This window comes from Empedobacter sp. UBA6305 (assembly GCF_002440405.1).
Classification (GTDB): domain Bacteria; phylum Bacteroidota; class Bacteroidia; order Flavobacteriales; family Weeksellaceae; genus Empedobacter; species Empedobacter falsenii_B.
The window spans coordinates 1-26,337 of the sequence record NZ_DJTP01000044.1; the positions used below are offsets into that span (position 1 = coordinate 1).

Here is a 26,337-nt window from a genome sequence, read left to right on the forward strand (position 1 = left end):
CTAAAAACTCAAATTATTTAATATGCACAACGGGTTAACTATAATAAATTATTTTACACTAAAAGTCCAGAGAGTAAAAATCGTTATGAATTTCAAAATGAATATAAAATATCTAAAAAATTGAAAGATAATTGGTATTTATTGGAACGAATTGAGTAATACAATTTCAAAATTTATTGCTTAAACTGTATCTTTGCATCGATTTTAAAGAAGCAAATGTCCAATTATTTTCAATATTTTAAACATCCAATTACTACGTACGAACTTCCCAAAAAGTTTGATTATCCATTTTATTATGAACCTACTGAAATTGCGAAGCAAGCATGTAGAGAGCTACAAGAATACTTGGAAAATCAAACCGATTTTGAACATAATTTTGGTTTAGAAAATGACCAATCTTCCACTCCAATTGGTAAAATGTTTGGTGTTTTAGTTGTTCGAAATCAAAAGAATGAAGTAGGATATTTAGCGGCAGTTTCAGGTAAATTGGCTAATACTAATCAACACAAATTTTTTGTTCCACCTATTTTTGATATGTTGAATAAAAATGGTTTTTTCTTAGAACAAGAAGAACGTTTGAATGAAATCAATCGTATTTTAGAATCATTAGAAAATGATCAAAACTATCTACAACTTAAAGAAGATTTTATTCAATTTGAAATCAATTCTAAGTTAAAAATTGAAGAAGGAAAACAACTTTTAAAATCAAATAAAAAAGACCGAAAATATCAACGAGAAACAATTTCTCCAACTTTATCTCAAGATGAAATTCAATTTTTTGAAGAAGATTTAGTCAAACAAAGTTTACGTGATAAATATGAATTTAGAATTCTAAATGAAAAACTTGATTCTGAAAAACAGATTTTATTAAGCAAAATAAATGTTTTTAAGAATGAAATCAATTCATTAAAAGAAGAACGAAAAATAAAATCTAATTTACTTCAAAATCAATTGTTTAATCAATATCAATTCTTGAATAAGTTTAAGCAAGAAAAAGGATTATTAGAAATTTTTTCAACAACTGTATTTCAACAACCTCCTGCTGCTGCTGGTGAATGTGCTGCACCCAAATTATTGCAATATGCGTTTCAAAATGATTTAGAACCAATTTGTATGGCTGAGTTTTGGTGGGGAGATTCGCCAAAATCTGAGGTTAGAAAACATGGTCAATTTTATCCAGCTTGTACAGGAAAATGTGAGCCTATTTTAGGACATATGTTGCAAGGAATTGAACTGAATGAAAACTTATTGTTGAAGCAAAATTCAACTGTTGAAGAGTTAGAAATTTTATATCAAGATAATGATTTGGTTGTCATCAATAAACCAGAAGAGTTTCTTTCTGTTCCTGGAATTGAGATTAAAGATTCGGTTTATCTTAGAATTAAACATCAATTTCCATTGGCAACAGGTCCAATTATTGTTCATCGTTTGGATATGTCAACTTCTGGAATTCTTGTTTTGGCGTTAAATAAAGAAAGTCATAAACTTCTTCAACAACAATTCATTAAACGTAAAGTTCAGAAACGCTACATTGCACTTTTAGATGGAAATATTGAGCGCGATAATGGTTTTATAGATTTACCTTTACGTGTGGATTTGGACGATAGACCGAGACAAATGGTTTGTTATGAACATGGAAAAACGGCGCAGACAAAGTATGAAGTCATTGCAAGAAAAGACAATAAAACGCTTGTCTATTTTTATCCAATTACCGGTCGTACACATCAGTTGCGCATGCATGCTTCGCATCGTTTGGGACTAAATGCACCAATTATTGGTGATGATTTATATGGTACGAAAACAAATCGTTTGCATTTACATGCCGAATCCTTAGAATTTACGCATCCGAAGACGAAAGAATTGATGAAATTTCAAGTAGATCCAAATTTTAATCTCTAATTTTGCGAAAGAATACAAAGAATGGAAAATAAAGATTTGACAATACGAGAAGTAATTTATCGCGATATGGATACGTTGATTATGGCAAAATTGAAAAACGGATCTAATATTTCGATAGATGATTTGATCGATATTTCTTCTTATTTAGCTGCAAGTTTGTTCCGTGAACGTTGGAAACAAAAAGGTGAGTTGAGCGAAGAAGAAGTGAATATCGTTTTAGGAAATTTAGGTGATTTTTGCAATGAACATTTTGGTGAATATTTTACGCAACAAGATTTTGATAAAATTGTAAAAATCTCCCAATTATTGTTACAAAAACCTACGTTTGATAACGATTCGAAAGAATTTTTTGATGAAATATTGAAAAAATAAAGAAAAAAATTAAGCATAAAAAAACCACTTTATTTGAAGTGGTTTTTTATTATATCTAAAATTGATTAATCAATTACTTTTCCAATTAAATCGAATTCGTAAGCTTCGATAATCTCTACATTTACAAAATCACCAACTGGTAAATAGGTATCAATTGCAGAAATCAAAACTTCATTATCAACATCTGGCGAATCATATTCTGTACGACCAATAAAATTCTCACCTTCTTTGCGATCAATCATTACTCTAAATTGTTTTCCAATTTTTTCTTGATTCAAATCGTACGAAATCTGAGATTGAATTTCCATAATCTCTTCAACACGTTGTTGTTTTACTTCTTCTGGAACATCATCTTCCAAATTATAAGCATGTGTATTTTCTTCGTGTGAATAAGTAAAACATCCCAGACGATCAAATTTTTGCTCTTGTACCCACGCTTTCATTTCTTGGAAATCTTCTTCGGTTTCACCTGGATAACCACAAATTAACGTTGTACGAATCGCCATATCAGGAACTTTTGTACGCATTGCATCTAACAAAGCATTTGTTTTTTCGTGTGTTGTACCACGACGCATTGATTTTAATAATTTTGTCGAAATATGTTGTAACGGAATATCGATATAATTACAAACTTTAGGTTCTTCGCGAATTACATCCAAAACATCTTCTGGGAAACCAGCTGGAAATGCGTAATGCAAACGAATCCATTCGATTCCTTCAATTTTCACTAACTCTCTTAATAAAGTCGCTAATTCACGTTTTTTATAAATATCTAATCCATAATACGTTAAATCTTGCGCAATCAAAATTAATTCTTTCGTTCCATTTTTTGCCAATTTAGTAGCTTCTGTAACTAAATCTTCGATTGGACGAGAAACATTTCCTCCACGCATCAAAGGAATTGCACAGAAAGAACAAGGACGATCACAACCTTCTGCAATTTTAAGATAAGCATAATGACGAGGAGTTGTTGTTAAACGTTCTCCAACTAATTCGTGCTTATAATCTGCTCCTAAAGCTTTTAACAATAATGGTAACTCGCGCGTACCAAAATATTGATCAACATTTGGAATTTGTTCAATTAAATCTGGTTTGTATCGCTCTGACAAACATCCTGTCACGAAAACTTTTTCTACCAAACCATCTACCTTACGTTGCACATAATCTAAAATTGTATCAACACTTTCTTCCTTTGCATTATCAATGAAACCACAAGTATTAATCACTACAATTTCCCCAGATTGTTCATGTACAACCTCTTTCCCATTGGCTTTCAGCTGTCCCATTAACACCTCAGAATCGTATACATTTTTAGAACATCCTAACGTAATTACATTAATTTTCTTTTTTCCAGTCGATTTTGTACGCATTACTCTAATTTAAGTCTGCAAAATTACGAAATATTTGAGAGAACTAATCGAAAAGATTGAATGGAACTAGTATAAATAGCTAAAATAAAATTTTTTAAACCTAAATGGATTTAAATAGAATAGATTTCTATACAACTAACTATTTAAGAAGATTAATCAATTATTATGATATTCTATTGAAAACTCATTCAGTAAACCTATTTTAACTAATTGATTAACAAAATACAATAGAGTATTTATGATTTAATCTCAACAATAAATGTTAAATTTGAGTTTATTAGTATTTTAAGTTAGATTTCAAAGCAATGCTTTGAAATTAAGAAGGTCAAGATTTCTCTTGACCTTTATTTTTTATATTTAATCGATATGATAATGACTCGGAAAAACTTTTTTAGGATTCTGTTTGAGAATATTCAACCTGAATTGACTTTCTAAAAATCCATAACCATAATTGAAAAATTGAATTAAAGTTGTTTGAATCGACAATAAACCAACTACCGCTGATTTAAAACGAATAGTTGAGAAAATAAAAATCAAAAACATGTAAATTAACCACAAAACAAATGGAATTTGAAGAATAAATCGATGTTTTGGAAGAATAAAACTCAACAATAAAAATAAAAATGCAACTAAAGTTCCGACAAAAAATAAGCTTGGAAACCAAAAAGTTGGTTTGATATAATTTGGATGTCGTTGATTAAGAATTGGGCGTGCAACTCCAAATTGATACACTTGTTTCGCAAATTTCTTTAACGAAGTTCTACGTTTATGTATCACTTTCGAATCTTGAAATAATCGCGTTTCAAAACCATTTTCCCACAAACGCAGCGATAAATCTGGATCTTCTCCAACACGCAAATCAGCAAATCCACCCGTTTTTTCGTACGCTTTTCGTGAAATTCCCATATTAAAACTACGTGGCTGAAATTTACCAATTTGCTTTTTTCCTCCACGTATTCCTCCTGTTGTTAAGAAAGAAGTCATCGAAAAAGTAATTGCTTTTTGCAAATCTGTAAACGAGTCATCTGCATCATCTGGTCCGCCAAAAGCATCAACAAAATTAGTTGTCAATTCTTTTTTAACCGATTCAATATAAGTTGCAGGAATAATCGTATCAGAATCTAAGAAAATGAAATAATTTCCATTCGCTTTCTCCATTCCATAATTTCTCGATTTTCCTGGACCTGAATTTGTTTTGTAATAATAATGAAGATCTAATTGAATTTCAAATTTAGCACAAACAGCATCCAATTTATTTTTAGAACCATCGTCTACAATAATAATTTCGAATGACTTATCCGTTTGTTTCGTTAAACTTGACAATAATTCTGTCAATTCATCTTGACGTTCGTAAACGGCAATAATTATCGAAAGTTGTAAATCTTCTTTTTCCAAAATATATTATTGATTGAATGATTCTTTCAATTCTAAAGTTACTTTCTGAATTTCATCTAAATTCTTAAAATGCTTCAATTTGAAAGTTGATTTTGATTGATTCAATTCATGAACAATTGCCAAAATAGTATCCAATGGACTTTGCTCCTCTCCTTTCGAAGTTTCGTCAAAATTAATTCCAACCAAAGAAACTTCTTCAATCATTCCGAACAACCATTCTTCTAAAAAAGTATTCAAATCTATCGAATCAATTTTATGATTTGCCCATTGATTTTGTTTCGCTTTTTCAGCTAAATCTGTATTCGACCAAAAACAAATAACCTCTAAATTAGAGCCATCTTCATACTCAAATTCCTCTGAATACGAAACAGCAAAACCTTCTTCCGAAGTTAAAAGATATACTTTTTGATCTTGACAAATTTCTTTTATAAATTGACTCACTTCTCTTAATTTTGATTTTTAGCTTTTTTACTTCCTTCGTACATTTCGTATTGTAAAAAGTCGCATTCTAACTTACCATTGAACACTTTTACTTTCTTCGAAGGACGTAAACCGACATATTTTTTGGCTTGTAAATCTGATGTGATAAACCACGCCAATGTATTTGGATAACTCGATTTTAACGTGTCACCAATTTGTTTGTAAAATTCTTGGTTATTATTTTCGATACGCTCATCATAAGGCGGATTGAACACCAATAAAACTGGGAACAATTCCTTTTTAGATGTAAAGAAATCTTGATTTCTAACTTCAATAAAATCCTCTAAATCAGCAGATTTTATATTCATCTGCGCAATTTTTACCATCATTGGAGAAATTTCGTAACCAACAATTTTATATTCAGATTCTTTGATTCGATTTAAGCGCGTATTACGAATTTGTGTAAACAATGTTTCATCATAATCTGGCCAATTCTGAAAAGCAAAATGCTTACGATGAATTTGTGGCGGAATATTATTCGCAATCATCGCCGCTTCAATCAACATTGTTCCCGAACCACACATTGGATCAAGGTAATTTCCTTTTCCATCATAACCCGCTTGCAACAACAAACCTGCTGCTAAAACCTCGTTAATTGGAGCTGGACCAGTTTCTTCACGATAACCACGTTTGTGCAACGATTCTCCAGAAGAATCTAACGACAACGTAATTTTATCGTGCGAAATATGTAAGTTAAAACGTACATCTGGAAAATCTTTATCAATGCTTGGACGACGACCATTTTTTTCTTTGAATCGATCTACAATAGCATCTTTCACTTTTAAAGCAGCATAATGCGAATGCGTAAAATAATCTGAATGAACAGTTGGATCAATCATAAAAGTTTGATCGACATTTAGATAATTTTCCCAATGGAATTTTTTGAATTTCTCATACAATTGATGATCATTTTTCGCAGAAAACGAAAGAATTGGCTTCTGTATACGAAGTGCAGTACGCAAGCTGTAATTTGCTTTGTACATGAAACCTAAATCGCCATTAAATTCAACCATTCGGTTTTGGATTTTAACATCTGCCGCACCCAACGCTTTTAATTCTTGCGCTAATATTTCTTCGAAACCAAAAAAGGTTTTCGCAATCATTCTGAAATTTTCCAAGGAAATAAAATTTTTACAAAAGTACGGGAAATAAAGGAAATTGAGAAAGGAATAATTGTTTTTCGATATTCTAAACTAATTTATATCTTAACAAAAAATATTTCATGGATCAAGAAACTAAATATGAAAAAATATTGGTTCGATATTATAGTAAGGTTTTAGAAGAAGAAATAGTTGAAACACTTTGGACAGAAACCATAGACAAAGAAAAAGGATTATATAAAATTGAAAATATTCCGTTCTATGGTCCATGTTTTTCAAGTGACGATATAGTATTTGCTGAATATGATAACGATGAAGAATGTTTGACTTTTAGAAAAGTAATTGAATTTTCTGGAAATTCGACAGTTCAAGTTATAATAATGAATGATGAAATTAATAGAGATGATATTAGAAATATTTTCAAGAATTTGAATTGTGAAAGTGAAGCGCTGAATGAAAAATACTTTGTTCTAGAAATTCCTTTAAAAATAAATTATAAATCTGTTTTTGATAAATTAATCGAATTACAAGAAAATGAATTTATTGCTTTTGCAGAACCTGTTTTATCAGAAAAACATCGTGATGAAACCAGATAATAATCTTAATAATATTTCTTAATTTCTATATTTTCCTTCATCGACATTCTTCGTACCTTTCGGCTATTAAAGTTTAATTTTTTAGAATTCGATATAAAATGGAAAAAATCACAGATCGTCTTTCAGCTTTGAGAGAGGTTATGAAACAAAATGGAGTTAGCGCAACAATTATTCCTGGAACAGATCCGCACGGAAGCGAATATTTACCAAATCGTTGGAAAGAGCGTACATGGATTTCAGGTTTCAATGGATCGGCTGGAACTGCAGTTGTAACATTAGAAAAAGCGGCTGTTTGGACGGATTCGAGATATTTTATTCAGGCAGAAGATCAATTAAAAGACACGACTTTTGAGTTGATGAAAATGAGAATGCCAGAAACTCCTTCTATCAACGAATGGATTATTTCTCAATTAAAAGAAGGAGAAGTTGTTGGTCTTAATCCGCAAATGTTTGCGCACAATGCTTTTGCAGAAAATTATAACGAGTTTTCATTCAATCAACTTTCAGTTAAAAATATTGATTTAATTGATTTAGCTTGGCAAGATCGTCCTGCTTTACCAGAGAATCCATTCTATATTTATGATGTAAAATTTGCTGGAAAATCTGCTTCAGAAAAAATTTCGGAAGTGCGCAATGAGATGAAAAAAGCAAATACCAATGTATATATCATGAATTCGTTGGATGAAATTGCGTGGTTATTTAATATTCGTGGAAATGATGTTAACTATAATCCATTGACAATTTCATATGCCGCTGTGGATACAGAAAATGCGTATTTATTTATAGATGAAGCAAAAGTAACTCCAGAAACAAAAACTGCTTTAGCAAATGAAGGAATTACAATTCAACCTTATTTAGCGGTTTACGATTATTTAAAGAAACAAAACGAAAAATCGCATGTATTGGTAGATGGAAATCGAGTTAATCAATCGTTATACGAAGCAATTTCTACTTCTTCAACTATTAATTTAATTGCTTCTCCAGTAACAAATCTAAAATCTGTTAAAAACGAAATCGAACAAGAAGGCTTCAGAAATGCAATGGTAAAAGATGGTGTTGCATTGACGAAATTTTTCATGTGGTTAGAAGAAAATATCGAAAATAACATTAATGAAGTTACAGTTGATGAGCAATTGAAATTTTTCCGTTTACAACAGGAAAATTGTAAAGGTGTAAGTTTCGGAACAATCTGTGGATACGCTGATCACGGTGCAATGAACCACTACTCTGCTTCACCTGAAACTGCTTATACATTAGGACGAAAAGAAATGTTGCTAATTGATTCTGGAGCTCAGTTTTTGGAAGGAACAACAGACATTACGCGTACATTGATGTTAGGAGAACCAACGACACAACAAAAAACAGATTATACCTTAGTTCTTAAAGGAAATATTGGTTTATCGCAAGCTATTTTTCCTATTAATTCTCGTGGTTCTTTGTTAGATGTTTTGTCGCGTAAAGCGCTTTGGGAAAACGGTTTCAATTACGGACACGGAACTGGACACGGTGTTGGTCATTTCTTATGTGTGCACGAAGGGCCGCAAAGTATTCGTTTAGAAGAAAATTTAACGCCACTTAAAGCTGGAATGGTACTTTCTAACGAGCCAGGTTTGTATCGCGATGGTGAATACGGAATTAGAATAGAGAATTTAATGATTGTTCAACCAGCGATGTCAACTCAATTTGGTGATTTCTTGAAGTTTGAGATTATTACAGTTTTCCCAATTGAGAAAAATTTGATTGATGTTAATTTAATGACAAACGAAGAAATTGCATGGTTGAATAATTATCATCAATTTGTTTTCGAGAAAATTTCTCCATTCTTAGATGAGAAAGAAACAACTTGGTTAAAAGAAAAATGTGAGGCTATTTCTAAGTAAATTTAATTTCAACAAAAATTCATTCTGATCTCATTTCAGAATCAAACATAAAAAAATCCTATTCACTTTCGAATAGGATTTTTTATTTCACAAAAAATTTGTATTATTGCAACATATTTGCATTAATAAATGAAAAGACGAAATACACCAACCAAACAAGCGGTTATTGATTTGTTCAATTCGTGTACGACTGCATTAAATCAGGAACAAATTGAAACGCAATTGCAAGGAAGAATGGACAGAGCAACGATTTATCGTATTCTGAATAATTTCTGCGAAGACGGAATGATGCATAAAGTTGTGGGAGATGACGGCGTAAATTATTTTGCAATGTGCAAGACATGTTGTGAGCATGCAGAGCATCATCACGATCATTTTCATTTTCGTTGCACGACTTGCAATCAACTTATTTGCTTAAAAGAAGAAATAAAAATTAGTTTACCCGAAGGATTTTCGATGCAAGATTGCAATTGCGTCATCACAGGGACTTGCCCAAATTGCCAAAAATAACAACAATGGATTTACAATGGTTTGTAAAATGGTTTAACTCGCCATATTATCATATTTTATACAAGAACAGGAGTCTTACAGAAGCGGAAGATTTTATTCAAAAAATCACGAATTATTTACAACTTCCACAGCACGCAAAAGTATTAGATTTAGCATGTGGAAAGGGGCGACACGCTATTACATTAAATAAATTAGGTTTTGATGTTTTGGGAATCGATTTATCTGAAGAAAGTATCAAGTACGCTAAACAATTTGAAAATGAATATTTAAAATTTGAAAAACATGATATGCGCGAAGTCTATCATCCAAACGAATTTGATGCAGTTTTCAATCTTTTTACAAGTTTTGGTTATTTTGAAAATTATGAAGATAATTTTAAAGTTTTTGAAGCTGTAAAACAACAAATAAAATCGCACGGAATTTTTGTTTTGGATTATCTGAATGCAGAAAAAGTAGTTTCGACAATGATTCCTTATGAGGAAAAACTGATTGATGGAGTTTTATTCAAAATCACAAAATCTGTCGAAAACGGTTTTATCAGAAAAGAAATTGATTTCACAGATAAAGGCGAAACATTCCATTTTGAGGAGTTTGTTCGTTTAATTTATTTCAACGATTTCAAAAAAATATACGAAACAGAAGGTTTTATTTTAGATAAAGTATTTGGAAATTATAATCTTGATGCTTTTGATGAACAAACTTCTGACCGATTAATTTTAGTTTTAAACAAATGAAAGAAAGTTTAATCTTAATTTCAAGTGTGTTAATTGGAGTTTTATTTTCTCGAATATTACTCAAAAATAAACACAACTCAAAACTGCTACTAACCTTTAGTGGTGCGTATTTTTTGGCGATGACCGTTTTAGAAATTTTGCCACAAGTCTATGGACATCCATCCGAAAATCATAGCCATCATTCTATTGGATTGTTTGTTCTATTAGGTGTTGTTGTGCAATATATTTTAGAAACAATCAGTAAAGGCGTTGAGCACGGACATATTCATTTACACAAAAAAGAACAATTTCCTTTCGGAATTTTTGGCGGATTATTTTTACACTCGATTATCGAAGGAATTCCTGTTGCAAATGCAGAATCTCACAATTTTATGTGGGCAATTTTTGTTCATAATATTCCAGTTTCAATGATTTTGTTTAGCGCATTATGTCAACATACAGAATCTAACGCAAAGCGTTTTTTGTTTATGACCTTGTTTGCTTTAGCTGCTCCAATGGGGTATTTCTTAGGAAAACATACCATTATTTCTAATTATTCTTTGGAAATGAGTGCAATTGTTTCGGGAATATTTTTACACATTTCTACAGTAATCTTATTTGAAAGTAATGAAGGACATAAATTTAATTTGAAGAAGTTTGGTTCTATTTTAGTCGGTTTTATTCTCGCTTATTTAACCGTTTCAATGCATGTACATTCTCATTAATATATAAAAGCAACTTATTAAAAGTTGCTTTTTTTATTTTTAATAATCACTATATTTATTTAAATAAAGTTTAAAATGAATAAATTAAGCCAATATATTCTACTATTAATAATTATCACAAGTTGTCACAATTCCTTTGATGGTAAAGCTAATAATGCTTTACAAGGAAATTGGATAAAAGAATATTATCCTGAAGAAACTATGATAGATGAAGATTTACCTCCTCCTGATTTTTTTTTCAAACCTAATGTTTTATACACTTTTCAAAATGATACATTGTTTGACGCTAATCAATTTCACAATTATAATAAAAAAACAAAAAAAAATAATTATTTAGGTTATAAGACAAAATTCATTATTAAAGATTCCATTATTTATTGGTACAATACACTAACAAAACAAGATATCGAGTATGGTGAAATAAAGAAATTTACAAATGATACTATTTACTTCGAAAACTTTATGCTTGTTAAAGAAAAAGCACAACAAGTTTATCAAAACAAATTTGATGCAATAATCGTTACAAGTAGTGGTTGTTATGGAACTTGTCCTATTTATAATTATCGAATAGAGGCTGATGGGACTTTTATATATGATGGTGAAAAATTTACAAATATAGAAGGTCTTTACAAAGGCAAAATTAATAAGGAATATTTTAATTACTTTAAAAAAATATTAAATCAGATTGATATTAAGAATTTACCAAATAAATATGAAAGGCTTGCAACAGATGGTAATTACGAAGAATTAGTCTTTGTAAAAGACGAAAAAGTAATCAAGAAAATTTCATTCTATTTAAATGATGGACCACCGAAAGTTAAACAATTATTAGATATTTTACGATTGATGGATTATTATTTGGAAGATAAAAAACCGTATCAATCTCAAAATTATTTTTCAATTCAAAACCCTCTTTATTTTTATAAAACAGAAAATGGAGAAGATTTTAGTAATTATCAGATGTTCTATTTATGGACAGAATTGATGAAACATCAAACAAATCCATTTAAATTTACATCTAAAACTATAAAAATAAACAATTTTAGACCTAATTATTATTGGAATTCTGAGCACAAATATTTTAACCCAAAAAGTTTAGAATCATTGGAAACGGATCATCAACGCTTTCAAATAAAGTTTAAAAATGAACCAATACAATATTATGATTTGGGTTATAATTTTTTAGAGAATAATAACTATTATACAAATTAAAAAAAAGTTCAAAATTTGAACTTTTTTTTAATTATAACATTTTTCGATGATCTAAAACAAGAATTTCTCCATTCGAAACAAATTTCCATTTTTGATCTTTTTTACATTCATTTTTTGGTGTCGAAGATTTAATATTAAATTCGACTTCTTTGTTTTTCATCAAAATTGAAGTATGATAATCGCATTCACCAATTTTTACATTTGTCGATACATTATCATTTGCCAATAAATCCGTTTCTGGAATAGATTTTATTGCTTCATTAATAATATTCAAATCTAATTCATTGTAAATCAAATCAAAATTATCTGTAACTAAATTTGTCGATAATCGAAATGAATTTGCCTCAACATCAGTACGAATCGCTGTATTTTTAGTATTCAAATCTAATTCTTCGATACGTTTTGGACAATCCAAATAATCTGGAATTTTCTGAGCTTGCTTACTTTGTAAATCTTTCTGAAAAGCTGTAAGTTCAGAAAATAATTGTTTTTTTTCGGGTGAAGCTTCTTTAATTTCTGTTGTTTCTGTTAATTCTTGTTGAGTGAGCTTTTTAATTTCAGGTTTATTTTCTGAACAATTAAATAAAAGAAATAAAGTAAAAAATGAGTAAAAATAATGTTTCATAAGCAAGAATATTTGGTTCTACTAATTTATGAAACATTATTCTCAATTTCAATTATTTAACGTTCTGAATTATAAATTTAATATAAATGATAAATTGAGAAATATTAATTAAGATTATTTATATTTTTCTAAATCTAACCCAAGAATATCTCCAACTTTAGAAAATTCTTCATTTACCTTTGCATTCAAAACAAGTTGTTCATTTGTAATTGGATGATTAAACACTAGTTCATGCGCGTGAAGCATCATTCCTTTCAATCCAAAATTCTCTAACCACAATTTATTTTGCTTGTTACATCCATGCGGACGACTTCCCAAAATTGGATGAAAAATATGACGAAAATGCTTACGCAACTGATGCATACGACCAGTTTCGGGAATTGCTTCTACCAAACAATAACGTGAAGTCGGATGATTGTTATATTCTAAATCAATTTCTGCCGTTTGTAAACGATGAAAATAGGTAATTGCATTTTGCTTTACACCATCATCATTCGTCAAATCATAGTCTATCGTCATTTCTTCTGGCGACCAACCACGCAAAATAGCCAAGTATTTTTTCTCAACTTCGCGTGTTGCAAAACGATCATTCATAATTTTTAAACTTTCTTTATCTAAAGCAAAAAGCAAAACTCCTGACGTTTTACGATCCAAACGATGAATGGGATAAACATGTTGTCCACCAATTTGATTGCGTAATTCCTGAACCGCAAAAACAGACGCATCACGCGCATAAAAAGATTTATGAACCAACAATCCACTTGGTTTGTTAATGGCAATAATATATTCGTCTTGATAAAGAATTTCTAACATTTGGCAAAAATAGAAAGTTATTTTCGGTTAGAAAATAGAACAGTATTATATTTATTGCTTAATAAAATTGAATGAAAAAAGGATTGATTATTGGAAAAGGTTGGTTGGGATCAAGATTAGAAAAGTATTTAGAAAAGCAATTTTTGATTGAAACTACGAAACGAATTTCGGATGCAGAAAATTGTTTTTCAATCGATTTTGATCATTACAAATCTGAAAAAATTAAACACAATTATGATTTTGTTATTGTGACAATTCCATTTGGAAGAAGAAATAATTTAGACGATTTACAGAAAAGATTTCAGCATTTAATTGACTTTTTAGGAGATTATAATAATCAACTTATTCTGCTTAGTTCAACAGCAATTTATTCTGAAAATAATGAAATTATTTTTGAAAATCCAATTGAAACTATTCATTTAAATAATCCTTATTATTCAATTGAAAATCAATTAAAAGAAAAATATAATCAATTAATCATTTTACGTTTAGGCGGACTAATGGGAAACGATAGATTTCTTTCTAAATATTTAACTTTAGAACATTCTAATCTATCTCAAATGGTCAATCATATACATTATCTAGATGTTTGTCAAGTGATCGAAAAAATAATTCATATAAATAAAAATTCATCAATTTATAATATCGTTTCACCAGAACATCCTACTAAAGAAGAAGTGTTAGAATATCAATTAAATAAGAAAATTATTTCCTCTATAAGTCGTGAAGGAAAAATAATTTCAAGTCAAAAAATACAAGATGAATTTAATTATGAATTTCTTTACCCAAACCCAGTTTACTTTAAGGAAAATTAATTTCTTCTCTTTCGTTCTTTCGATTTAAATACAAAATAAAATGTTATCACTGATATAACAGTAATTAATATTGTGTCCCAATTTTCTTTGAATAAAGTCGTGATATTTTCCATTCTTGATGTTTATAAAGTTTAAAATTATAAAAAAAGCTGCTCTTACGAACAGCTTTTTAGAATTTATCTTAAATCTATTGATTAAGCGTGAATTGGACGATTGTCTGTAGCAGCTAAAGCAGCTTCTTTAATCGCTTCTGAGAATGTTGGGTGAGCATGAGACATTCTTGTTAAATCTTCTGCAGATGCACGGAATTCCATTGCTACAACTCCTTCCGCAATTAAATCAGCAGCACGAGCACCAATAATATGCATTCCTAAGATTTCGTCTGTGTTTTTATCAGCTAAAATTTTGGCAAAACCGTCTGTATCCATAGATGCACGAGCACGTCCTAAAGCTTTGAAAGGGAAAGAACCAACTTTGTACTCTACTCCTTCTTCTTTTAATTGCTCTTCTGTTTTACCAACTCCTGCAACTTCTGGCCAAGTATAAACAACACCAGGAATTAAGTTATAGTTGATATGAGGTTTTTGACCTGCTAATTGCTCAGCAACTAAAACACCTTCTTCTTCTGCTTTATGTGCTAACATTGCACCAGCAACAACATCACCAATCGCGTAAATGTTAGAAACATTCGTTTGTAAGTGATCGTTTGTTTTGATACGACCTCTTTCGTCAACCTCTACTCCTACGTTTTCTAAACCTAAAGATCCTGTGAAAGCACGACGACCAACTGCTACTAAAGCGTAATCTCCGTTAATTTCAATTTCTTCTCCTTTTTTAGAAGTTGCTTTTAATGTAACATCATTTCCGTTATTTACAACAGAAGTTACACCTGTAGAAGTGTGGAATTTCATTCCTTGTTTTTTCAATACTTTTGTCAATTCTTTAGACAAAGCACCGTCCATTCCTGGAATAACGCGGTCTGCATATTCTACAATTGTTACTTGAGAACCTAAACGTAAGTAAACTGATCCTAACTCTAATCCGATAACACCACCACCGATAACGATTAAGTGTTTTGGAACTTCTGTTAAAGCCAAAGCTTCTGTAGAAGTAATGATACGAGTTTTATCTGTTGGCGCAAATGGTAATTCAGATGAAACTGATCCTGTTGCGATAATTGTATTTTTAGCTTCAATTTCTTGAGTAGAACCGTCTTTAGCAGTTACAACAATATGAGTTGCGTCTTTAAAAGCACCTGTTCCTTCTAAAACATCAATATTATTTTTACTCATCAAGTATTTGATACCAGCTACGTTAGTATCTACAACACCTGCTTTTCGAGCAATCATTTGAGTGAAGTTTACTTTTGGAGCATCGATTTCGATTCCGTGCTCTTTAAAGTGATTTACAGCATCGTAATAGTGGTGAGAAGAATCTAATAAAGCTTTTGATGGAATACATCCTACATTAAGACATGTACCTCCTAAACTTTCTTTCTCGATAATTGCTGTTTTAAATCCTAATTGCGCTGCGCGAATAGCTGCAACATATCCTCCAGGTCCAGCACCAATTACGGCTACATCATAAGAACTCATATAGTTTTATTTTGATTTATTATTATAATTAATTTAAACTCTACAAATATAACCAATATCGAATAGATTTTCGTTATAAAATTGTAATGAATTTTGTTAGGAAATTGGGAAAAATAAGCTATTCTTTAATATCTGATTTGATAAAGTTTAAAATTTCATCTTCTGTGCACAATTCATAATCTGGCTCAATTCCATATGGATAAATGTTCTTTTTAGCATCCATCATATATCCAGCTGTTAAATTAAGCATATCGCCATTAGACAATTTTGTATTCGTATTCATAGTAGCTGCTCCCATCGTTTTCTTACCTAGAACTTTCACATTCGAAAGTGATTTTAACGTAATTAATGTAGCTTCGCCCGCACTACTTGTCCTATGATTAATCAAAACATAAATTTTCCTTGGATGAATTGTATTTATTATCGGATAATTAATATATCCTTTTGATAAATTATTAACTCCATTAAAAAAATATCCATCTTTTTTTGACCAAGGAATATCATCATTATTAATTTTAGAATATCCTAATACATTATCTTCAAAAAATGGTAATAAAGATGTTATCATTACCCAATTAGAACCTCCCGTATTATCTCTCAAATCGATAATCCAATAATTAGAATTTGCTTGTTCAGAAATAATTTTCAGATTATTGAAAATATAGTCTTTATCACTTATTGTTTTATTGTACCCATGACGCTTAATCCTAATATACGCAACGTCAGGAATTTTAGTTAACTTATTATTATCTTCTACTTTTAACAAACAAGCGCTATCAACTTTTGCTTTCGGAAAACGACCTGTTAATAACACTTTATCTTTCAACTTTTGCTTTCGGAAAACGACCTGTTAATAACACTTTATCTTTCGTAAGATAATGTGTATGATTATTTCCTAATAAAGTAATTGCCTCTACAATCGCCGAATCTTTCGATATTTTAGTTTTCTCGATTACTTTTTTCTCCAAATTCTCCCAATCAATTTTATCTCTATCGATAAAGCCTTTTTTCATGACAGAAAATAATTCTTCATAATCAGATGGAATCTCTGAAACTGATGATTCACTAACGATCTTTTCTTTACAACCAAATGTAAAAAGGATCAAAAAAATAAAAGAAAATTTATTTATCCTCATTGTTCTCTAAATTCATATTATGAAATTTAAAGATAAATGATTTTTAAATACTATAAACTTTTTCCTCTAAAATACCGGATTCAATTTCAATTGGTTGTTCGCTCTGTCTAAAAATTCGGGCCGATAATTTTCCTTTCAATTCCACTACTCCATTTTCTACACGAAGCCAACTTCCTTCTCTCAATCCAACGACAACTTGATGATTAAACTTGTGAAATTCATTGATACGAGTTTCTCTTGTTTCACCTTTATGTGTAGAATTTGGATCAGGATCCAAATAATGCGGATTAATATTAAAAGGTAAAAATTGTAACGCATCAAAACTTGGCGGATAAACAATCGGCATATCATTTGTTGTACCAATTGTTAAACCTGTCAAATTACTTCCAGCACTTGTACCAATATATGGTGTTCCGTTATGTACAGCACTTCTCAACTCTTCTACCAAACCAATTTCATACAACGTTTTTAGCAATAAAAATGTATTTCCTCCTCCAATAAAAATCGCTTTCGCATGCAAAATTGCTTCTTTTTTATTCTCGAAAGTATGCAAACCTTTTACAGAAACCCCAACCGTTTGCAAAGCATCTTTTACATTTTGCGTATATTCATCGTACGAAATTCCCGAAGGTCGCGCATAAGGAACAAAAATAATTTCATCAGATTGAATAAATTCTTTGATTTCATCTTTTATATATTCTAAAAAACTATAGCCGTGAATAGTACTCGTACTTATCACTAATAGTCTATCATTTGGGTTTATCATGTTATTGAATTTTAACTCAAAAGTAAGTTTAAAATAAGAAAGTAGGTAAAAAATTGACAAAAAATTATACCGAATTAGATTACTTTTGTGCAATTCTAAAAAAATAGAATTTCAAGATTTTTAAATCTGCATGAAAAAAATAGTACGCTTCATAATACCTTTATTCATAGTTGTCATTATGATAATAATTGGAATAGAACAAACACTTCGAAAAATTCCCAACGATTACAAATACAAAGCAGATTATTTAAAAGAAAATGGAAAACAAATAGAAACTTTGATTCTTGGAAGTTCACATACTTTTACAGGGCTCAATCCAAAATTATTTACCAATAAAACTTTTAATGCTGCACATTCTGCTCAATCACTAGATTTAGATTATAAAATTTTTGAACAAAATCGAAAATATTTACCCAATTTAAAAACCATTATTATTCCCATTTCGTATTTTTCGTTTACAAAACAATTGAATAATTTTAATCAAAAGAAATTAAAATATTATTCAATTTATTGGAAAATTGATATAAATAATAACGACTTTAATCTTAATTACGAAATTTTTTCAGAACCTATTGATGTTAATTATAATCGAATAAAAGATTATTGGATTCAGGATAAAAATAATTTAACAATAGGTATTAATGGTTATATAAAAAAGCGATACGAACCAAGTTGGAATGATAGTATTTACGCTAAAAAAACGTTTGAAAGACATCGTGCAAATTTAAATTCAAATCAAGTACAACGTATTATAAAAACACATTTTTATGATTTAGAACAAATTATAAAACAAGCAAAATCAAATGATATAAAAATTGTTCTATTGGCTACTCCTACAACCAATTTATATAAAAATTATGTCATAAATACACCTCAATATTTCAACTTAAAAAATAATATTAATCGCTTATCGAAATACGATAATGTCGTTTTCATCGATTATTTTATTAATAATAAAGATTTCAATAAAAAAGATTTCAAAAATTCAGATCATCTAAATGCAAAAGGTGCTGATAAGTTAACGTTGAAAATAGATTCTATTATGAATAAATAAAATAAGTTCTATAAATTTTCTCTTTTTTTCTTCACTTATTTCAACATTAAAATCATCTTCGTATCTTCACCTCTCAAACAACAAATAATGAAATTCGTTACTTTCTTAGACAATCGACAAGAAAAAGTAGGTCTTGTTTTGCAAGACTCTATCTATGATTTGACACAGATTAATCACAACTTACCCTCTACCCTAATTGATATTTTAGCTGATGATGATTTTTCACTTATAATTTGTCAACAGATTACAAACGAAATCAATCGTGGTGAACATAAGAAAGCTCTAGTAAAAGAGCCTCAAATCTTGGCTCCAATACCTCATCCTTCAAGTTTTAGAGATGCGTATGCGTTTCGTCAACATGTAGAAACTTCTCGGTTGAATAGAGGTTTGGATATGATTCCAGAATTTGATCAATTTCCTGTGTTCTATTTCTCTAATCATCAAGCTATTCAAGGTCCAGGAAAAATAATTGCCATGGAAAAACATTTCAATCGAATGGATTTTGAACTTGAAGTCGCTATTGTCATCAAAAAAGAAGGTATCAATATAAAAGCAGAACATGCAGATGAATATATTGGTGGTTTTATGATTTTGAATGATTTAAGTGCACGTGCGTTACAAATGGAAGAAATGAAACTGAATCTTGGTCCTGCAAAAGGAAAAGATTTCGCTTCGATGTTTGGTCCATATTTAGTAACACCAAACGAAATCGAAAAATACAAAGTTGAGCCTAAAGAAGGACATATCGGAAATTGTTATGATTTAGAAATGTCTTGTTCAGTCAATAATATTGAAGTTTCTCATGGAAATTTCAAAGATATGCATTGGACTTTCGCCGAGATTATCGAACGTATTTCGTATGGTGTCAAACTTTATCCTGGTGATATTATAGGGTCTGGAACGGTTGGTACAGGTTGTTTTCTTGAATTGAATGGAACTGGAAAACGTCAGAATCCAGCTTATAAAGAACAATGGTTACAACCAAATGATACTATCGAAATGTCTGTTACAGGATTAGGAAAATTAGTAAATTCTGTTCATCTTTATACCCAATAAACTCAACTTATGCAACATACAAAATCTTTTGAGCCAAATACAAGTCAATTTAATGACATTTTCAAACACGCTATTTCTCCACGTCCTATTTGCTTTGCAAGTACGATAGATAAAGACGGAAATGTAAATTTGAGCCCATTTTCATTCTTCAATATGATGGGACAAAATCCGCCTATTTGTGTATTTTCTCCACTTCGAAAAATGAGAGATGGATCGACAAAGCATACATTAGAAAATGTTTGGGAACACCCTGAATGTGTAATTAATATTGTCAATTATAACATGGTTCAGCAACAATCGTTGGCAAGTGTGGAATATCCAAAAGGTGTAAATGAATTTGTGAAAGCTGGTTTTACAGAATTACCTTCAGAGTTGGTTAAACCTCCTCGTGTAGCAGAATCTCCTGTTCAGTTTGAATGTAAAGTGCGTGAAGTAATTTCTGTTACAGATCAACCAGGTGCAGCTAATTTGGTGATTGCTGAAATTGTGCGCATGCATGTACAAGAGGATTTACTGGATGAAAATGATAAAGTTTCGCCTTATGATTTGGATTTAGTTGCTCGTATGGGAGGTGATTATTATTGCCGAGTTATTCCAGAATCGATCTTCGAAGTCGAAAAACCTACGCGTACAATTGGTTTGGGAATAGATCAACTTCCTGACGAAGTGAAAAATTCTAATTATTTAACAGGTAATAATTTAGGTCAATTAGGAAATGTAGAAAAATTACCTACAGATGAAATGATTCTTAATTTCAAGGAGCAATTGACAGAACGATTAGATATTCAAAAGTTTAAATCAGCAGAGGTTCGTCATCAAGTTGCTGCAAAACTTTTGGAACAAGGAGATGTAAATGGTGCGTGGTATTGGTTATTAATGAAAATTTAAACCATGAACAAAACTGCATTGGTTTTAGGAAGCTCAGGTTTGATTGGTTCTCTTCTCTTAGAAAAGTTATTCAATCATCCTGATTATTCTACTATTATCACAATTGTTCGAAAACCTCAACAAATTAATCATCCAAAATTGATTGAAATAGTTACTGATTTTAATTCGGATATTAATTTAGATGATATTGAAACGATTAATTCTATTTTTTCGTGCTTGGGAACAACACGAAAAAAGACGCCTGATTTAGATGCTTATCATAAAATAGAAGTCGATATTCCAAATCAATTTGCAAAACTTGGGATTCAAAAAGGGTTAACAAAGTTTCATTATATTTCGGCAATTGGTGCAAATGCGAACTCGTCCAACTTTTATTTAAAAATGAAAGGCGAAGCCGAAGAAACTTTGCAAAAGAATAATATCAAACAATTGTTCTTATATCGTCCATCTTTGTTGATAGGAAATCGAGCGGAATATCGTTTGGCTGAGAATATCAGTGCAAAAATTTTCCCTTTGATTAATTTCTTTTTACGAGGAAACTTATCTAAATATAAATCAATTGAAGCCGAAAAAGTTGCACAATCACTTCTTGAAAATGATTTACAATTAAACTCTGAAAAAGTTTCAGTTTTATATTACAACGAAATAATTAATTCAATAAATACAACACAATGATCATATTAGCCGTACTCTTACCTTGGTTATCATTCATTTTAAGAGGAAAAATAATACAAGGCGTTATTTGCTTAATCTTACAAATCACCTTAATTGGATGGCTGCCAGCTGCAATTTGGGCTGTTGCATCACTTTTGGACGGACGAAACAAAGCAAGAATCAAACAATTGAATAGATGATAAATCAATATAAAATAGCAAAAGATTCTATCAATTTGTACGTCACTTTAGAAATTAATCCTTCTAAAAGGAGAAAATTCTTTTTGTTCTTTTGCATTTTATTGATGATTTCAATTCCGATTAGTTTAATCACAATAATTGATTCGGAGCCGCAAAATTTCTTTGTTCCAATTTCTATAATCAGCTTCCTTATTTTCTATTTTATTATTCGATATTTTCTGTGGAATATTTATGGAAAAGAGAATATTATTATCAATAATAAGACAATTAGTTATAATCGAGATTTTGGTTTATATCAAACAAAATATTCTTCTATTAAGTATTCAAAATTAGATTTTGCAATTCAGAAAATTAAAAATGAAAATGATTTAGATGTTGGAGATTTAGTTTTCATTGATTATTTAGAAGATTCTCAATTACCAGAAGTTATTTTTCAGACTTCGATATTAATACCAATTAAAGATTTAAAGAAAATTCAACAAGAAATTGAATTGCATTTGTTTGATATTGACAAAGATAAATTAGCAAGGAATTATATTGTTTTCTCGCAAAATTGAAATAATTTTTAATAAAAAAGACAACTAATTAAGCTGTCTTTTTGCGTTATTTATGTTCATAATAATTTAAGATTTTATCTTCTTTCCCATCATTATTTTTATCACGATATTCTATCAACACCAGCGTATTTTCATCTACTTTTTGATATTTGTACACAGTTGTTATTCTTGTACCATTAGTTAAAATAAATTCGTTATTTCTTTTATTTACGATTTAATCTAGTAAATTCAATAATTATAGTGAGTTTTTTGAATAATTTTCGAGATAATTTAGCAGTATCAAAATTGAAAAGAAGATGAAAAAAATAATGGTTCTAATGGTTTGTAGTCTTTTGGTTTCTTTTGGAAATGCGCAAGAATATACAACTAACAATCTTATAATAAAACAAGGAAATAAAACATTTAACATTGATAAAGCTGAACAAACAATTACGCTTCGTCCTGAAGAGTTTAGTGTTGAATATCTAAATAAACCTTATCAAGAGAAGAAAAATCTGTTCTATGCTGCACAAGCTTTAGTTACTGATAGTTCGGCTGATGTTAATTTACAGGAAGGAATAAAAATAGAAAGCATTCCATATTTTGAATCTGGTAGTGGTTTTGCTACAGAAAAAAATCAAGTAATATATTATCCATTTTTATCGTATGATGGACATCAATATTTGTATTATATTTCAAATAATGAAAAACGTGTGGATAAAATTGGAACATCAGGAAATTGGGATATCTACAAATGGACATTAAAAGGTGTTTATCAATACGACGCTGAAATGGATTGGAATATTTACGACAACGATCAAGTACATATTGCTTTAATTATTGATCGAAATTTAGACGGAATTCTTCAAAAAGGTGAATTCTTTAACATTCATATTAATTTTAAGAAATAACAATAACCTATACCACAACCTACCTCAGCTTATGTGCGAACTAAAACAGTCTGCGGATTGTTTTAGTTTCTTTGATTCTACAAAAGACATTATATTAGCTCAAATAAACTCAACATCACAATATGTTAAAAAGTAACAGTGCTTTAAAAACTCTTTTTTTTCAACTTATAGTCATTATTTTATGCGCTATTAGTGGAATTGCTAATGCACAGGAAGTACTGATTAATTTTGAGAATCAATATAATAAAACGGCTCCTAATTCTATTGAACGATACGAAATAACCGGAAAATATGCGCAAGCTTTATTGTTTAATAATCAAAAAGAAAAAGCTTTCGCTGTTCTGAAACAAAATATTTCGAGCGCCGAAAAACTGAGTGATGGAAAATATGCTGCTTATTTACATGCTGTTTCTGCAATGAATAATCGTATTGATGATAATTTGAGTGCAACAAACTATAATTTGCAAAAAGCAATTTATTACAGCGGACGCACAACTGATTATTCAACAAAAGGATATGTTAAATATTGTGAAGGATGGTTGAATTTAAGAAACAATGAAGATTCTAAGGCTGTAAAAAATTTTATTGATGGGCTTAAATTTCTAGATAAAGCTACTATTACGCCAACTGTTCTTACACGAATGAGTTCTATTTATAACGAATTGACTGGAATTTATTCGAGATGGGATGATTACGAATTACAAGAAAAGTACAGCAAACTTGCTTTAGATGTAGCGCTTAAACAAAATAATCCTAATCTAATTTTTACTTCTTATATGTCGATTGGATACATGTATGAACAAAAATTTATGCAGAATGAAAAGAATATTTTTGTACGAGATTTAGCCGAAAAATATTATTCTAACGCAATTAATACGTATTATAAAAACAAAAATGAAATGGCTACCGCAACAGATTTGTCGTTTGTTGCTATTAATCTAGCCAATTTATATCTTCAGTTTTATCCAAAAAACTATCAAGGAAAAGTTATCAAATATGCCAATTTAGCCAAAGAAATAGGAGAACAAAATAATCAATCCGATCACGTTGCCGCTGCTAATGGTATTTTAGCCGAATTATCTTTGCAGAATAACGAAGTTTCTACTGCAAAAAGCTATCTACTCAATTCACTTATAAAAGTCAACGAGAATACAATGCCTGACAAAAATATTCTTCTTTCGTTGTATTTAAGCTTATCTAATATTGAAGATCGTGAAGGGAATTACAAAGAAGCTTTGCGTTATTATAAATTGTATACATCTACTTACAAAGAAATTTATGATAACGAACAAGCGCAGATCAGTAAACGTTTAGAAGCTCAATTTGATAAAGAACGTCAGCAACAACAAATGATTCGTTTACAATTAGAAGCTGAGAAAAAAGAGCAACAAATTCAACTAATGCACTCATTAGGAATTCAACAAGAACAAGAGTTAGAAAATGTAAGATTAAGTGAAGATTTTCAACGTAAACAATTAAAGTTATCTCGATTAGAATCCGATAAACGCTCACAAGAATTAACTATTTCTGAACAGAATTTAAGGCTTTCTAAACTAGAAAATAAAAATAGAAAGGATGAATTGGTCAATTATATCACAGAACTTAATTTCAAAAATAAATTAAACAAGTATTATATCTTTTCGATTATCTTTTTCATCGCCTTACTTGCTCTTTTACTTTATGCCTTAAAACAACGCAACAAACATCTAAAACAACGTGAAGAATTGTATAAATTGGAAATTGAACAAGAACGTCAAAATTCTAAAATATCTACTTTAACAGCACTTCTTGATGGTCAAGAGCAAGAACGTGCTCGTCTTGCACGTGATTTACATGACGGTTTAGGTGGCTTACTTTCTGGAACAAAAATTCAATTAACGCATCTCAACGATAAAATTGACAATCATTCTAAAAAGGATATGGCAAAATCCATTCATCAATTAGATGGAGCAGTTGATGAATTGCGTCGTGTAGCACATAATTTAATGCCAGATTTGTTGTTGAAATATGGTTTGGAAGAAGCCTTAAAAGAATATGCAATCCGAATGTCAAATGAACAATTGGATATTGATGTTCAATTTTTGAGCTATACTAATTCTCTTGACAAAGAAAATCAATTATTGGTCTATCGTATCATTCAAGAATTAGTAAATAATGCCATTAAACATGCAAATGCAGCACAAATTATCATCCAATTTGTAGAAGATGAGACAAACTATTCTGTAACCGTTGAAGATGATGGGAAAGGCTTTGACATGAATAATACAAAACTAACGAAATCAGCAGGTTTACATAATATTCAATCACGCATTCAATTTTTAAAAGGACAATTAAATATACATTCAGAAATCGATTTAGGAACAAGTATAGAGTTCCAATTTCCTAAAATATAACTTATGATAAAAATAGCAATCACAGACGATCATCCTTTATTATTAGAAGGTTTGCGAAATATTTTGAGTAATCAACAAAACTTACAAGTGGTCGATTGTTATGCTTCGGCTCAACAATTACAAGAAGCCTTAAAAACAACAGAAATTGATATTCTTTTGTTAGACATCAATTTATCGGATACTAATAGTATTGAATTGATTAAACCTTTCAAGAAAAAATATCCTGATATGCACATTATTATGTTGAGCGTACACAATGAATACGCTGTAATTAATAGTTGTTTGGAAGAAGGTGCTTCGGGTTATATTCAGAAAAATGCTTCTGTTGACGAAATATTAGAAGGAATTAATTCTATTTTTGATGGAAAGAAATTTCTTTGTTCACAAACCAAAAATGTGATGAGTAAAAAAGAAAAAGATGGTTTGAATACGATTCCGAAATTGACGCGTCGCGAAAAAGAGGTTTTAATTGAAGCTGCACAAGGATTAACAACACAACAAATTGCAGATAAGTTATTTATTAGTACACATACGGTAGATAGTCATCGAAAAAATTTGATCGAAAAATTTAAAACATCAAATTTAAGTTCAGCAATCACATCAGCAATAGAATATGGATTGATTTCAAAACCTTAAAAAATAC

General features: G+C 30.0%; 28 protein-coding genes. 18 read left to right on the forward strand and 10 right to left on the reverse strand.

The genetic code is table 11. The annotated features are described in order from the left end of the window. Positions 1 to 216 precede the first annotated feature (216 nt). Positions 217 to 1,899 (forward strand): RluA family pseudouridine synthase, encoded by a 1,683-nt coding sequence (locus tag B3M86_RS10970; protein WP_286496377.1) that lies wholly within the window; start codon positions 217 to 219, stop codon positions 1,897 to 1,899. Positions 1,900 to 1,920: 21 nt separating this feature from the next. Further along, positions 1,921 to 2,271, forward strand: coding sequence for a hypothetical protein (locus B3M86_RS10975; RefSeq protein ID WP_219035247.1), 351 nt, complete (start codon positions 1,921 to 1,923; stop codon positions 2,269 to 2,271). Positions 2,272 to 2,336: 65 nt separating this feature from the next. On the opposite strand, the gene rimO is transcribed toward B3M86_RS10975, so the two are convergent. The 4 genes from rimO to B3M86_RS10995 form a co-directional block, all read right to left on the reverse strand. Then, entirely contained in the window at positions 2,337 to 3,641 is a 1,305-nt protein-coding gene (gene rimO, locus B3M86_RS10980; RefSeq protein WP_291049314.1) for a 30S ribosomal protein S12 methylthiotransferase RimO, read from the reverse strand. A gap of 357 nt (positions 3,642 to 3,998) precedes the next feature. Further along, a complete protein-coding gene (locus tag B3M86_RS10985) occupies positions 3,999 to 5,036 on the reverse strand; it encodes a glycosyltransferase (RefSeq protein WP_291049312.1) in 1,038 nt (345 codons plus the stop codon). A gap of 6 nt (positions 5,037 to 5,042) precedes the next feature. Then, positions 5,043 to 5,477 carry a DUF2750 domain-containing protein gene (locus tag B3M86_RS10990; RefSeq protein ID WP_291049310.1) on the reverse strand — a complete coding sequence of 145 codons (435 nt, stop codon included), beginning with the start codon at positions 5,475 to 5,477 and terminating at the stop codon, positions 5,043 to 5,045. A 5-nt stretch (positions 5,478 to 5,482) separates the two neighbouring features. Then, on the reverse strand, positions 5,483 to 6,640 hold the full coding sequence (locus B3M86_RS10995) for a THUMP domain-containing class I SAM-dependent RNA methyltransferase (protein ID WP_038331505.1): 1,158 nt from the start codon (positions 6,638 to 6,640) through the stop codon (positions 5,483 to 5,485). A gap of 98 nt (positions 6,641 to 6,738) precedes the next feature. On the opposite strand from B3M86_RS10995, the gene B3M86_RS11000 reads away from it, so the two are divergent. From B3M86_RS11000 to B3M86_RS11025, 6 genes are all read left to right on the forward strand, one after another. Further along, positions 6,739 to 7,212, forward strand: a complete 474-nt coding sequence (locus B3M86_RS11000; protein WP_038331503.1) for a DUF4265 domain-containing protein — start codon at positions 6,739 to 6,741, stop codon at positions 7,210 to 7,212. 98 nt (positions 7,213 to 7,310) lie between these two features. Then, positions 7,311 to 9,092: an aminopeptidase P family protein gene (locus B3M86_RS11005; RefSeq protein WP_286496375.1), complete on the forward strand. Its 1,782-nt coding sequence runs from the start codon at positions 7,311 to 7,313 to the stop codon at positions 9,090 to 9,092. Between the two features lie 129 nt (positions 9,093 to 9,221). Continuing rightward, a complete protein-coding gene (locus tag B3M86_RS11010; RefSeq protein WP_291075561.1) occupies positions 9,222 to 9,602 on the forward strand; it encodes a Fur family transcriptional regulator in 381 nt (126 codons plus the stop codon). Next, positions 9,590 to 10,336 carry a class I SAM-dependent methyltransferase gene (locus B3M86_RS11015; RefSeq protein ID WP_291075562.1) on the forward strand — a complete coding sequence of 249 codons (747 nt, stop codon included), beginning with the start codon at positions 9,590 to 9,592 and terminating at the stop codon, positions 10,334 to 10,336. Before B3M86_RS11010 ends, B3M86_RS11015 begins: the two co-directional genes overlap by 13 nt. After that, complete coding sequence (locus B3M86_RS11020; RefSeq protein ID WP_221855878.1) at positions 10,333 to 11,040, forward strand: ZIP family metal transporter; 708 nt, start codon at positions 10,333 to 10,335, stop codon at positions 11,038 to 11,040. The genes B3M86_RS11015 and B3M86_RS11020 overlap by 4 nt, the downstream gene beginning before the upstream one ends. Before the next feature lie 75 nt (positions 11,041 to 11,115). Continuing rightward, positions 11,116 to 12,252, forward strand: a complete 1,137-nt coding sequence (locus tag B3M86_RS11025) for a DUF6438 domain-containing protein (RefSeq protein ID WP_291049304.1) — start codon at positions 11,116 to 11,118, stop codon at positions 12,250 to 12,252. A 31-nt stretch (positions 12,253 to 12,283) separates the two neighbouring features. Here the strand turns inward: B3M86_RS11025 and B3M86_RS11030 are convergent, their stop codons facing one another. Beyond that, positions 12,284 to 12,877, reverse strand: a complete 594-nt coding sequence (locus tag B3M86_RS11030; protein WP_291075564.1) for a hypothetical protein — start codon at positions 12,875 to 12,877, stop codon at positions 12,284 to 12,286. A 114-nt stretch (positions 12,878 to 12,991) separates the two neighbouring features. Beyond that, positions 12,992 to 13,690 carry a pseudouridine synthase gene (locus tag B3M86_RS11035; RefSeq protein ID WP_038331486.1) on the reverse strand — a complete coding sequence of 233 codons (699 nt, stop codon included), beginning with the start codon at positions 13,688 to 13,690 and terminating at the stop codon, positions 12,992 to 12,994. A gap of 71 nt (positions 13,691 to 13,761) precedes the next feature. On the opposite strand from B3M86_RS11035, the gene B3M86_RS11040 reads away from it, so the two are divergent. Further along, positions 13,762 to 14,505, forward strand: a complete 744-nt coding sequence (locus B3M86_RS11040) for a hypothetical protein (protein ID WP_286496295.1) — start codon at positions 13,762 to 13,764, stop codon at positions 14,503 to 14,505. 194 nt (positions 14,506 to 14,699) lie between these two features. Here B3M86_RS11040 and lpdA read toward each other — a convergent pair whose 3' ends face one another. From lpdA to pepE, 4 genes are all read right to left on the reverse strand, one after another. Then, a complete protein-coding gene (gene lpdA, locus B3M86_RS11045) occupies positions 14,700 to 16,100 on the reverse strand; it encodes a dihydrolipoyl dehydrogenase (RefSeq protein ID WP_291065971.1) in 1,401 nt (466 codons plus the stop codon). Between the two features lie 118 nt (positions 16,101 to 16,218). Next, positions 16,219 to 16,926, reverse strand: a complete 708-nt coding sequence (locus B3M86_RS11050; RefSeq protein ID WP_291049298.1) for a S41 family peptidase — start codon at positions 16,924 to 16,926, stop codon at positions 16,219 to 16,221. Continuing rightward, positions 16,916 to 17,236 carry a hypothetical protein gene (locus B3M86_RS11055; protein ID WP_125349335.1) on the reverse strand — a complete coding sequence of 107 codons (321 nt, stop codon included), beginning with the start codon at positions 17,234 to 17,236 and terminating at the stop codon, positions 16,916 to 16,918. The genes B3M86_RS11050 and B3M86_RS11055 overlap by 11 nt, the downstream gene beginning before the upstream one ends. Positions 17,237 to 17,279: 43 nt before the next feature. Next, complete coding sequence (pepE, locus tag B3M86_RS11060; protein WP_286496298.1) at positions 17,280 to 18,002, reverse strand: dipeptidase PepE; 723 nt, start codon at positions 18,000 to 18,002, stop codon at positions 17,280 to 17,282. A gap of 178 nt (positions 18,003 to 18,180) precedes the next feature. Between pepE and B3M86_RS11065 the strand changes: the two genes are divergently transcribed. The 9 genes from B3M86_RS11065 to B3M86_RS11105 all read left to right on the forward strand — a co-directional run bounded on the left by B3M86_RS11065 (position 18,181) and on the right by B3M86_RS11105 (position 26,330). Continuing rightward, on the forward strand, positions 18,181 to 19,056 hold the full coding sequence (locus B3M86_RS11065) for a hypothetical protein (RefSeq protein WP_291065969.1): 876 nt from the start codon (positions 18,181 to 18,183) through the stop codon (positions 19,054 to 19,056). Between the two features lie 87 nt (positions 19,057 to 19,143). Beyond that, a complete protein-coding gene (locus B3M86_RS11070) occupies positions 19,144 to 20,112 on the forward strand; it encodes a fumarylacetoacetate hydrolase family protein (RefSeq protein WP_219035164.1) in 969 nt (322 codons plus the stop codon). 9 nt (positions 20,113 to 20,121) lie between these two features. Further along, positions 20,122 to 21,000 carry a flavin reductase family protein gene (locus tag B3M86_RS11075; RefSeq protein WP_291065967.1) on the forward strand — a complete coding sequence of 293 codons (879 nt, stop codon included), beginning with the start codon at positions 20,122 to 20,124 and terminating at the stop codon, positions 20,998 to 21,000. Positions 21,001 to 21,003: 3 nt separating this feature from the next. Continuing rightward, positions 21,004 to 21,675 carry an NAD-dependent epimerase/dehydratase family protein gene (locus B3M86_RS11080; protein ID WP_221856593.1) on the forward strand — a complete coding sequence of 224 codons (672 nt, stop codon included), beginning with the start codon at positions 21,004 to 21,006 and terminating at the stop codon, positions 21,673 to 21,675. After that, positions 21,672 to 21,854, forward strand: a complete 183-nt coding sequence (locus B3M86_RS11085) for a YqaE/Pmp3 family membrane protein (RefSeq protein WP_125349329.1) — start codon at positions 21,672 to 21,674, stop codon at positions 21,852 to 21,854. The genes B3M86_RS11080 and B3M86_RS11085 overlap by 4 nt, the downstream gene beginning before the upstream one ends. Then, on the forward strand, positions 21,851 to 22,411 hold the full coding sequence (locus B3M86_RS11090) for a hypothetical protein (RefSeq protein WP_291065964.1): 561 nt from the start codon (positions 21,851 to 21,853) through the stop codon (positions 22,409 to 22,411). The genes B3M86_RS11085 and B3M86_RS11090 overlap by 4 nt, the downstream gene beginning before the upstream one ends. Before the next feature lie 296 nt (positions 22,412 to 22,707). Next, complete coding sequence (locus tag B3M86_RS11095) at positions 22,708 to 23,301, forward strand: hypothetical protein (protein ID WP_221856584.1); 594 nt, start codon at positions 22,708 to 22,710, stop codon at positions 23,299 to 23,301. 122 nt (positions 23,302 to 23,423) lie between these two features. Then, positions 23,424 to 25,694, forward strand: coding sequence for a sensor histidine kinase (locus B3M86_RS11100; RefSeq protein ID WP_291075568.1), 2,271 nt, complete (start codon positions 23,424 to 23,426; stop codon positions 25,692 to 25,694). Positions 25,695 to 25,697: 3 nt separating this feature from the next. Then, positions 25,698 to 26,330, forward strand: a complete 633-nt coding sequence (locus B3M86_RS11105) for a response regulator transcription factor (RefSeq protein WP_125349324.1) — start codon at positions 25,698 to 25,700, stop codon at positions 26,328 to 26,330. Positions 26,331 to 26,337 lie beyond the last annotated feature (7 nt).

Bases quoted from the DNA above. Each gene is read 5' to 3' on its own strand.
- B3M86_RS11070 (WP_219035164.1), top strand. From the start codon at position 19,144: ATGAAATTCGTTACTTTCTTAGACAATCGACAAGAAAAAGTAGGTCTT.
- B3M86_RS10975 (WP_219035247.1), top strand. From the start codon at position 1,921: ATGGAAAATAAAGATTTGACAATACGAGAAGTAATTTATCGCGATATG.
- B3M86_RS11030 (WP_291075564.1), bottom strand. From the start codon at position 12,877: ATGAAACATTATTTTTACTCATTTTTTACTTTATTTCTTTTATTTAAT.
- B3M86_RS11065 (WP_291065969.1), top strand. From the start codon at position 18,181: ATGATAATAATTGGAATAGAACAAACACTTCGAAAAATTCCCAACGAT.
- B3M86_RS11035 (WP_038331486.1), bottom strand. From the start codon at position 13,690: ATGTTAGAAATTCTTTATCAAGACGAATATATTATTGCCATTAACAAA.
- B3M86_RS11095 (WP_221856584.1), top strand. From the start codon at position 22,708: ATGAAAAAAATAATGGTTCTAATGGTTTGTAGTCTTTTGGTTTCTTTT.
- B3M86_RS11005 (WP_286496375.1), top strand. From the start codon at position 7,311: ATGGAAAAAATCACAGATCGTCTTTCAGCTTTGAGAGAGGTTATGAAA.
- B3M86_RS11090 (WP_291065964.1), top strand. From the start codon at position 21,851: ATGATAAATCAATATAAAATAGCAAAAGATTCTATCAATTTGTACGTC.
- B3M86_RS11055 (WP_125349335.1), bottom strand. From the start codon at position 17,236: ATGAGGATAAATAAATTTTCTTTTATTTTTTTGATCCTTTTTACATTT.
- B3M86_RS11025 (WP_291049304.1), top strand. From the start codon at position 11,116: ATGAATAAATTAAGCCAATATATTCTACTATTAATAATTATCACAAGT.
- B3M86_RS11000 (WP_038331503.1), top strand. From the start codon at position 6,739: ATGGATCAAGAAACTAAATATGAAAAAATATTGGTTCGATATTATAGT.
- lpdA (WP_291065971.1), bottom strand. From the start codon at position 16,100: ATGAGTTCTTATGATGTAGCCGTAATTGGTGCTGGACCTGGAGGATAT.
- rimO (WP_291049314.1), bottom strand. From the start codon at position 3,641: ATGCGTACAAAATCGACTGGAAAAAAGAAAATTAATGTAATTACGTTA.
- B3M86_RS10970 (WP_286496377.1), top strand. From the start codon at position 217: ATGTCCAATTATTTTCAATATTTTAAACATCCAATTACTACGTACGAA.
- B3M86_RS11010 (WP_291075561.1), top strand. From the start codon at position 9,222: ATGAAAAGACGAAATACACCAACCAAACAAGCGGTTATTGATTTGTTC.
- B3M86_RS11085 (WP_125349329.1), top strand. From the start codon at position 21,672: ATGATCATATTAGCCGTACTCTTACCTTGGTTATCATTCATTTTAAGA.
- B3M86_RS11080 (WP_221856593.1), top strand. From the start codon at position 21,004: ATGAACAAAACTGCATTGGTTTTAGGAAGCTCAGGTTTGATTGGTTCT.
- B3M86_RS11100 (WP_291075568.1), top strand. From the start codon at position 23,424: ATGTTAAAAAGTAACAGTGCTTTAAAAACTCTTTTTTTTCAACTTATA.
- pepE (WP_286496298.1), bottom strand. From the start codon at position 18,002: ATGATAAACCCAAATGATAGACTATTAGTGATAAGTACGAGTACTATT.
- B3M86_RS11105 (WP_125349324.1), top strand. From the start codon at position 25,698: ATGATAAAAATAGCAATCACAGACGATCATCCTTTATTATTAGAAGGT.
- B3M86_RS11020 (WP_221855878.1), top strand. From the start codon at position 10,333: ATGAAAGAAAGTTTAATCTTAATTTCAAGTGTGTTAATTGGAGTTTTA.
- B3M86_RS11040 (WP_286496295.1), top strand. From the start codon at position 13,762: ATGAAAAAAGGATTGATTATTGGAAAAGGTTGGTTGGGATCAAGATTA.
- B3M86_RS11075 (WP_291065967.1), top strand. From the start codon at position 20,122: ATGCAACATACAAAATCTTTTGAGCCAAATACAAGTCAATTTAATGAC.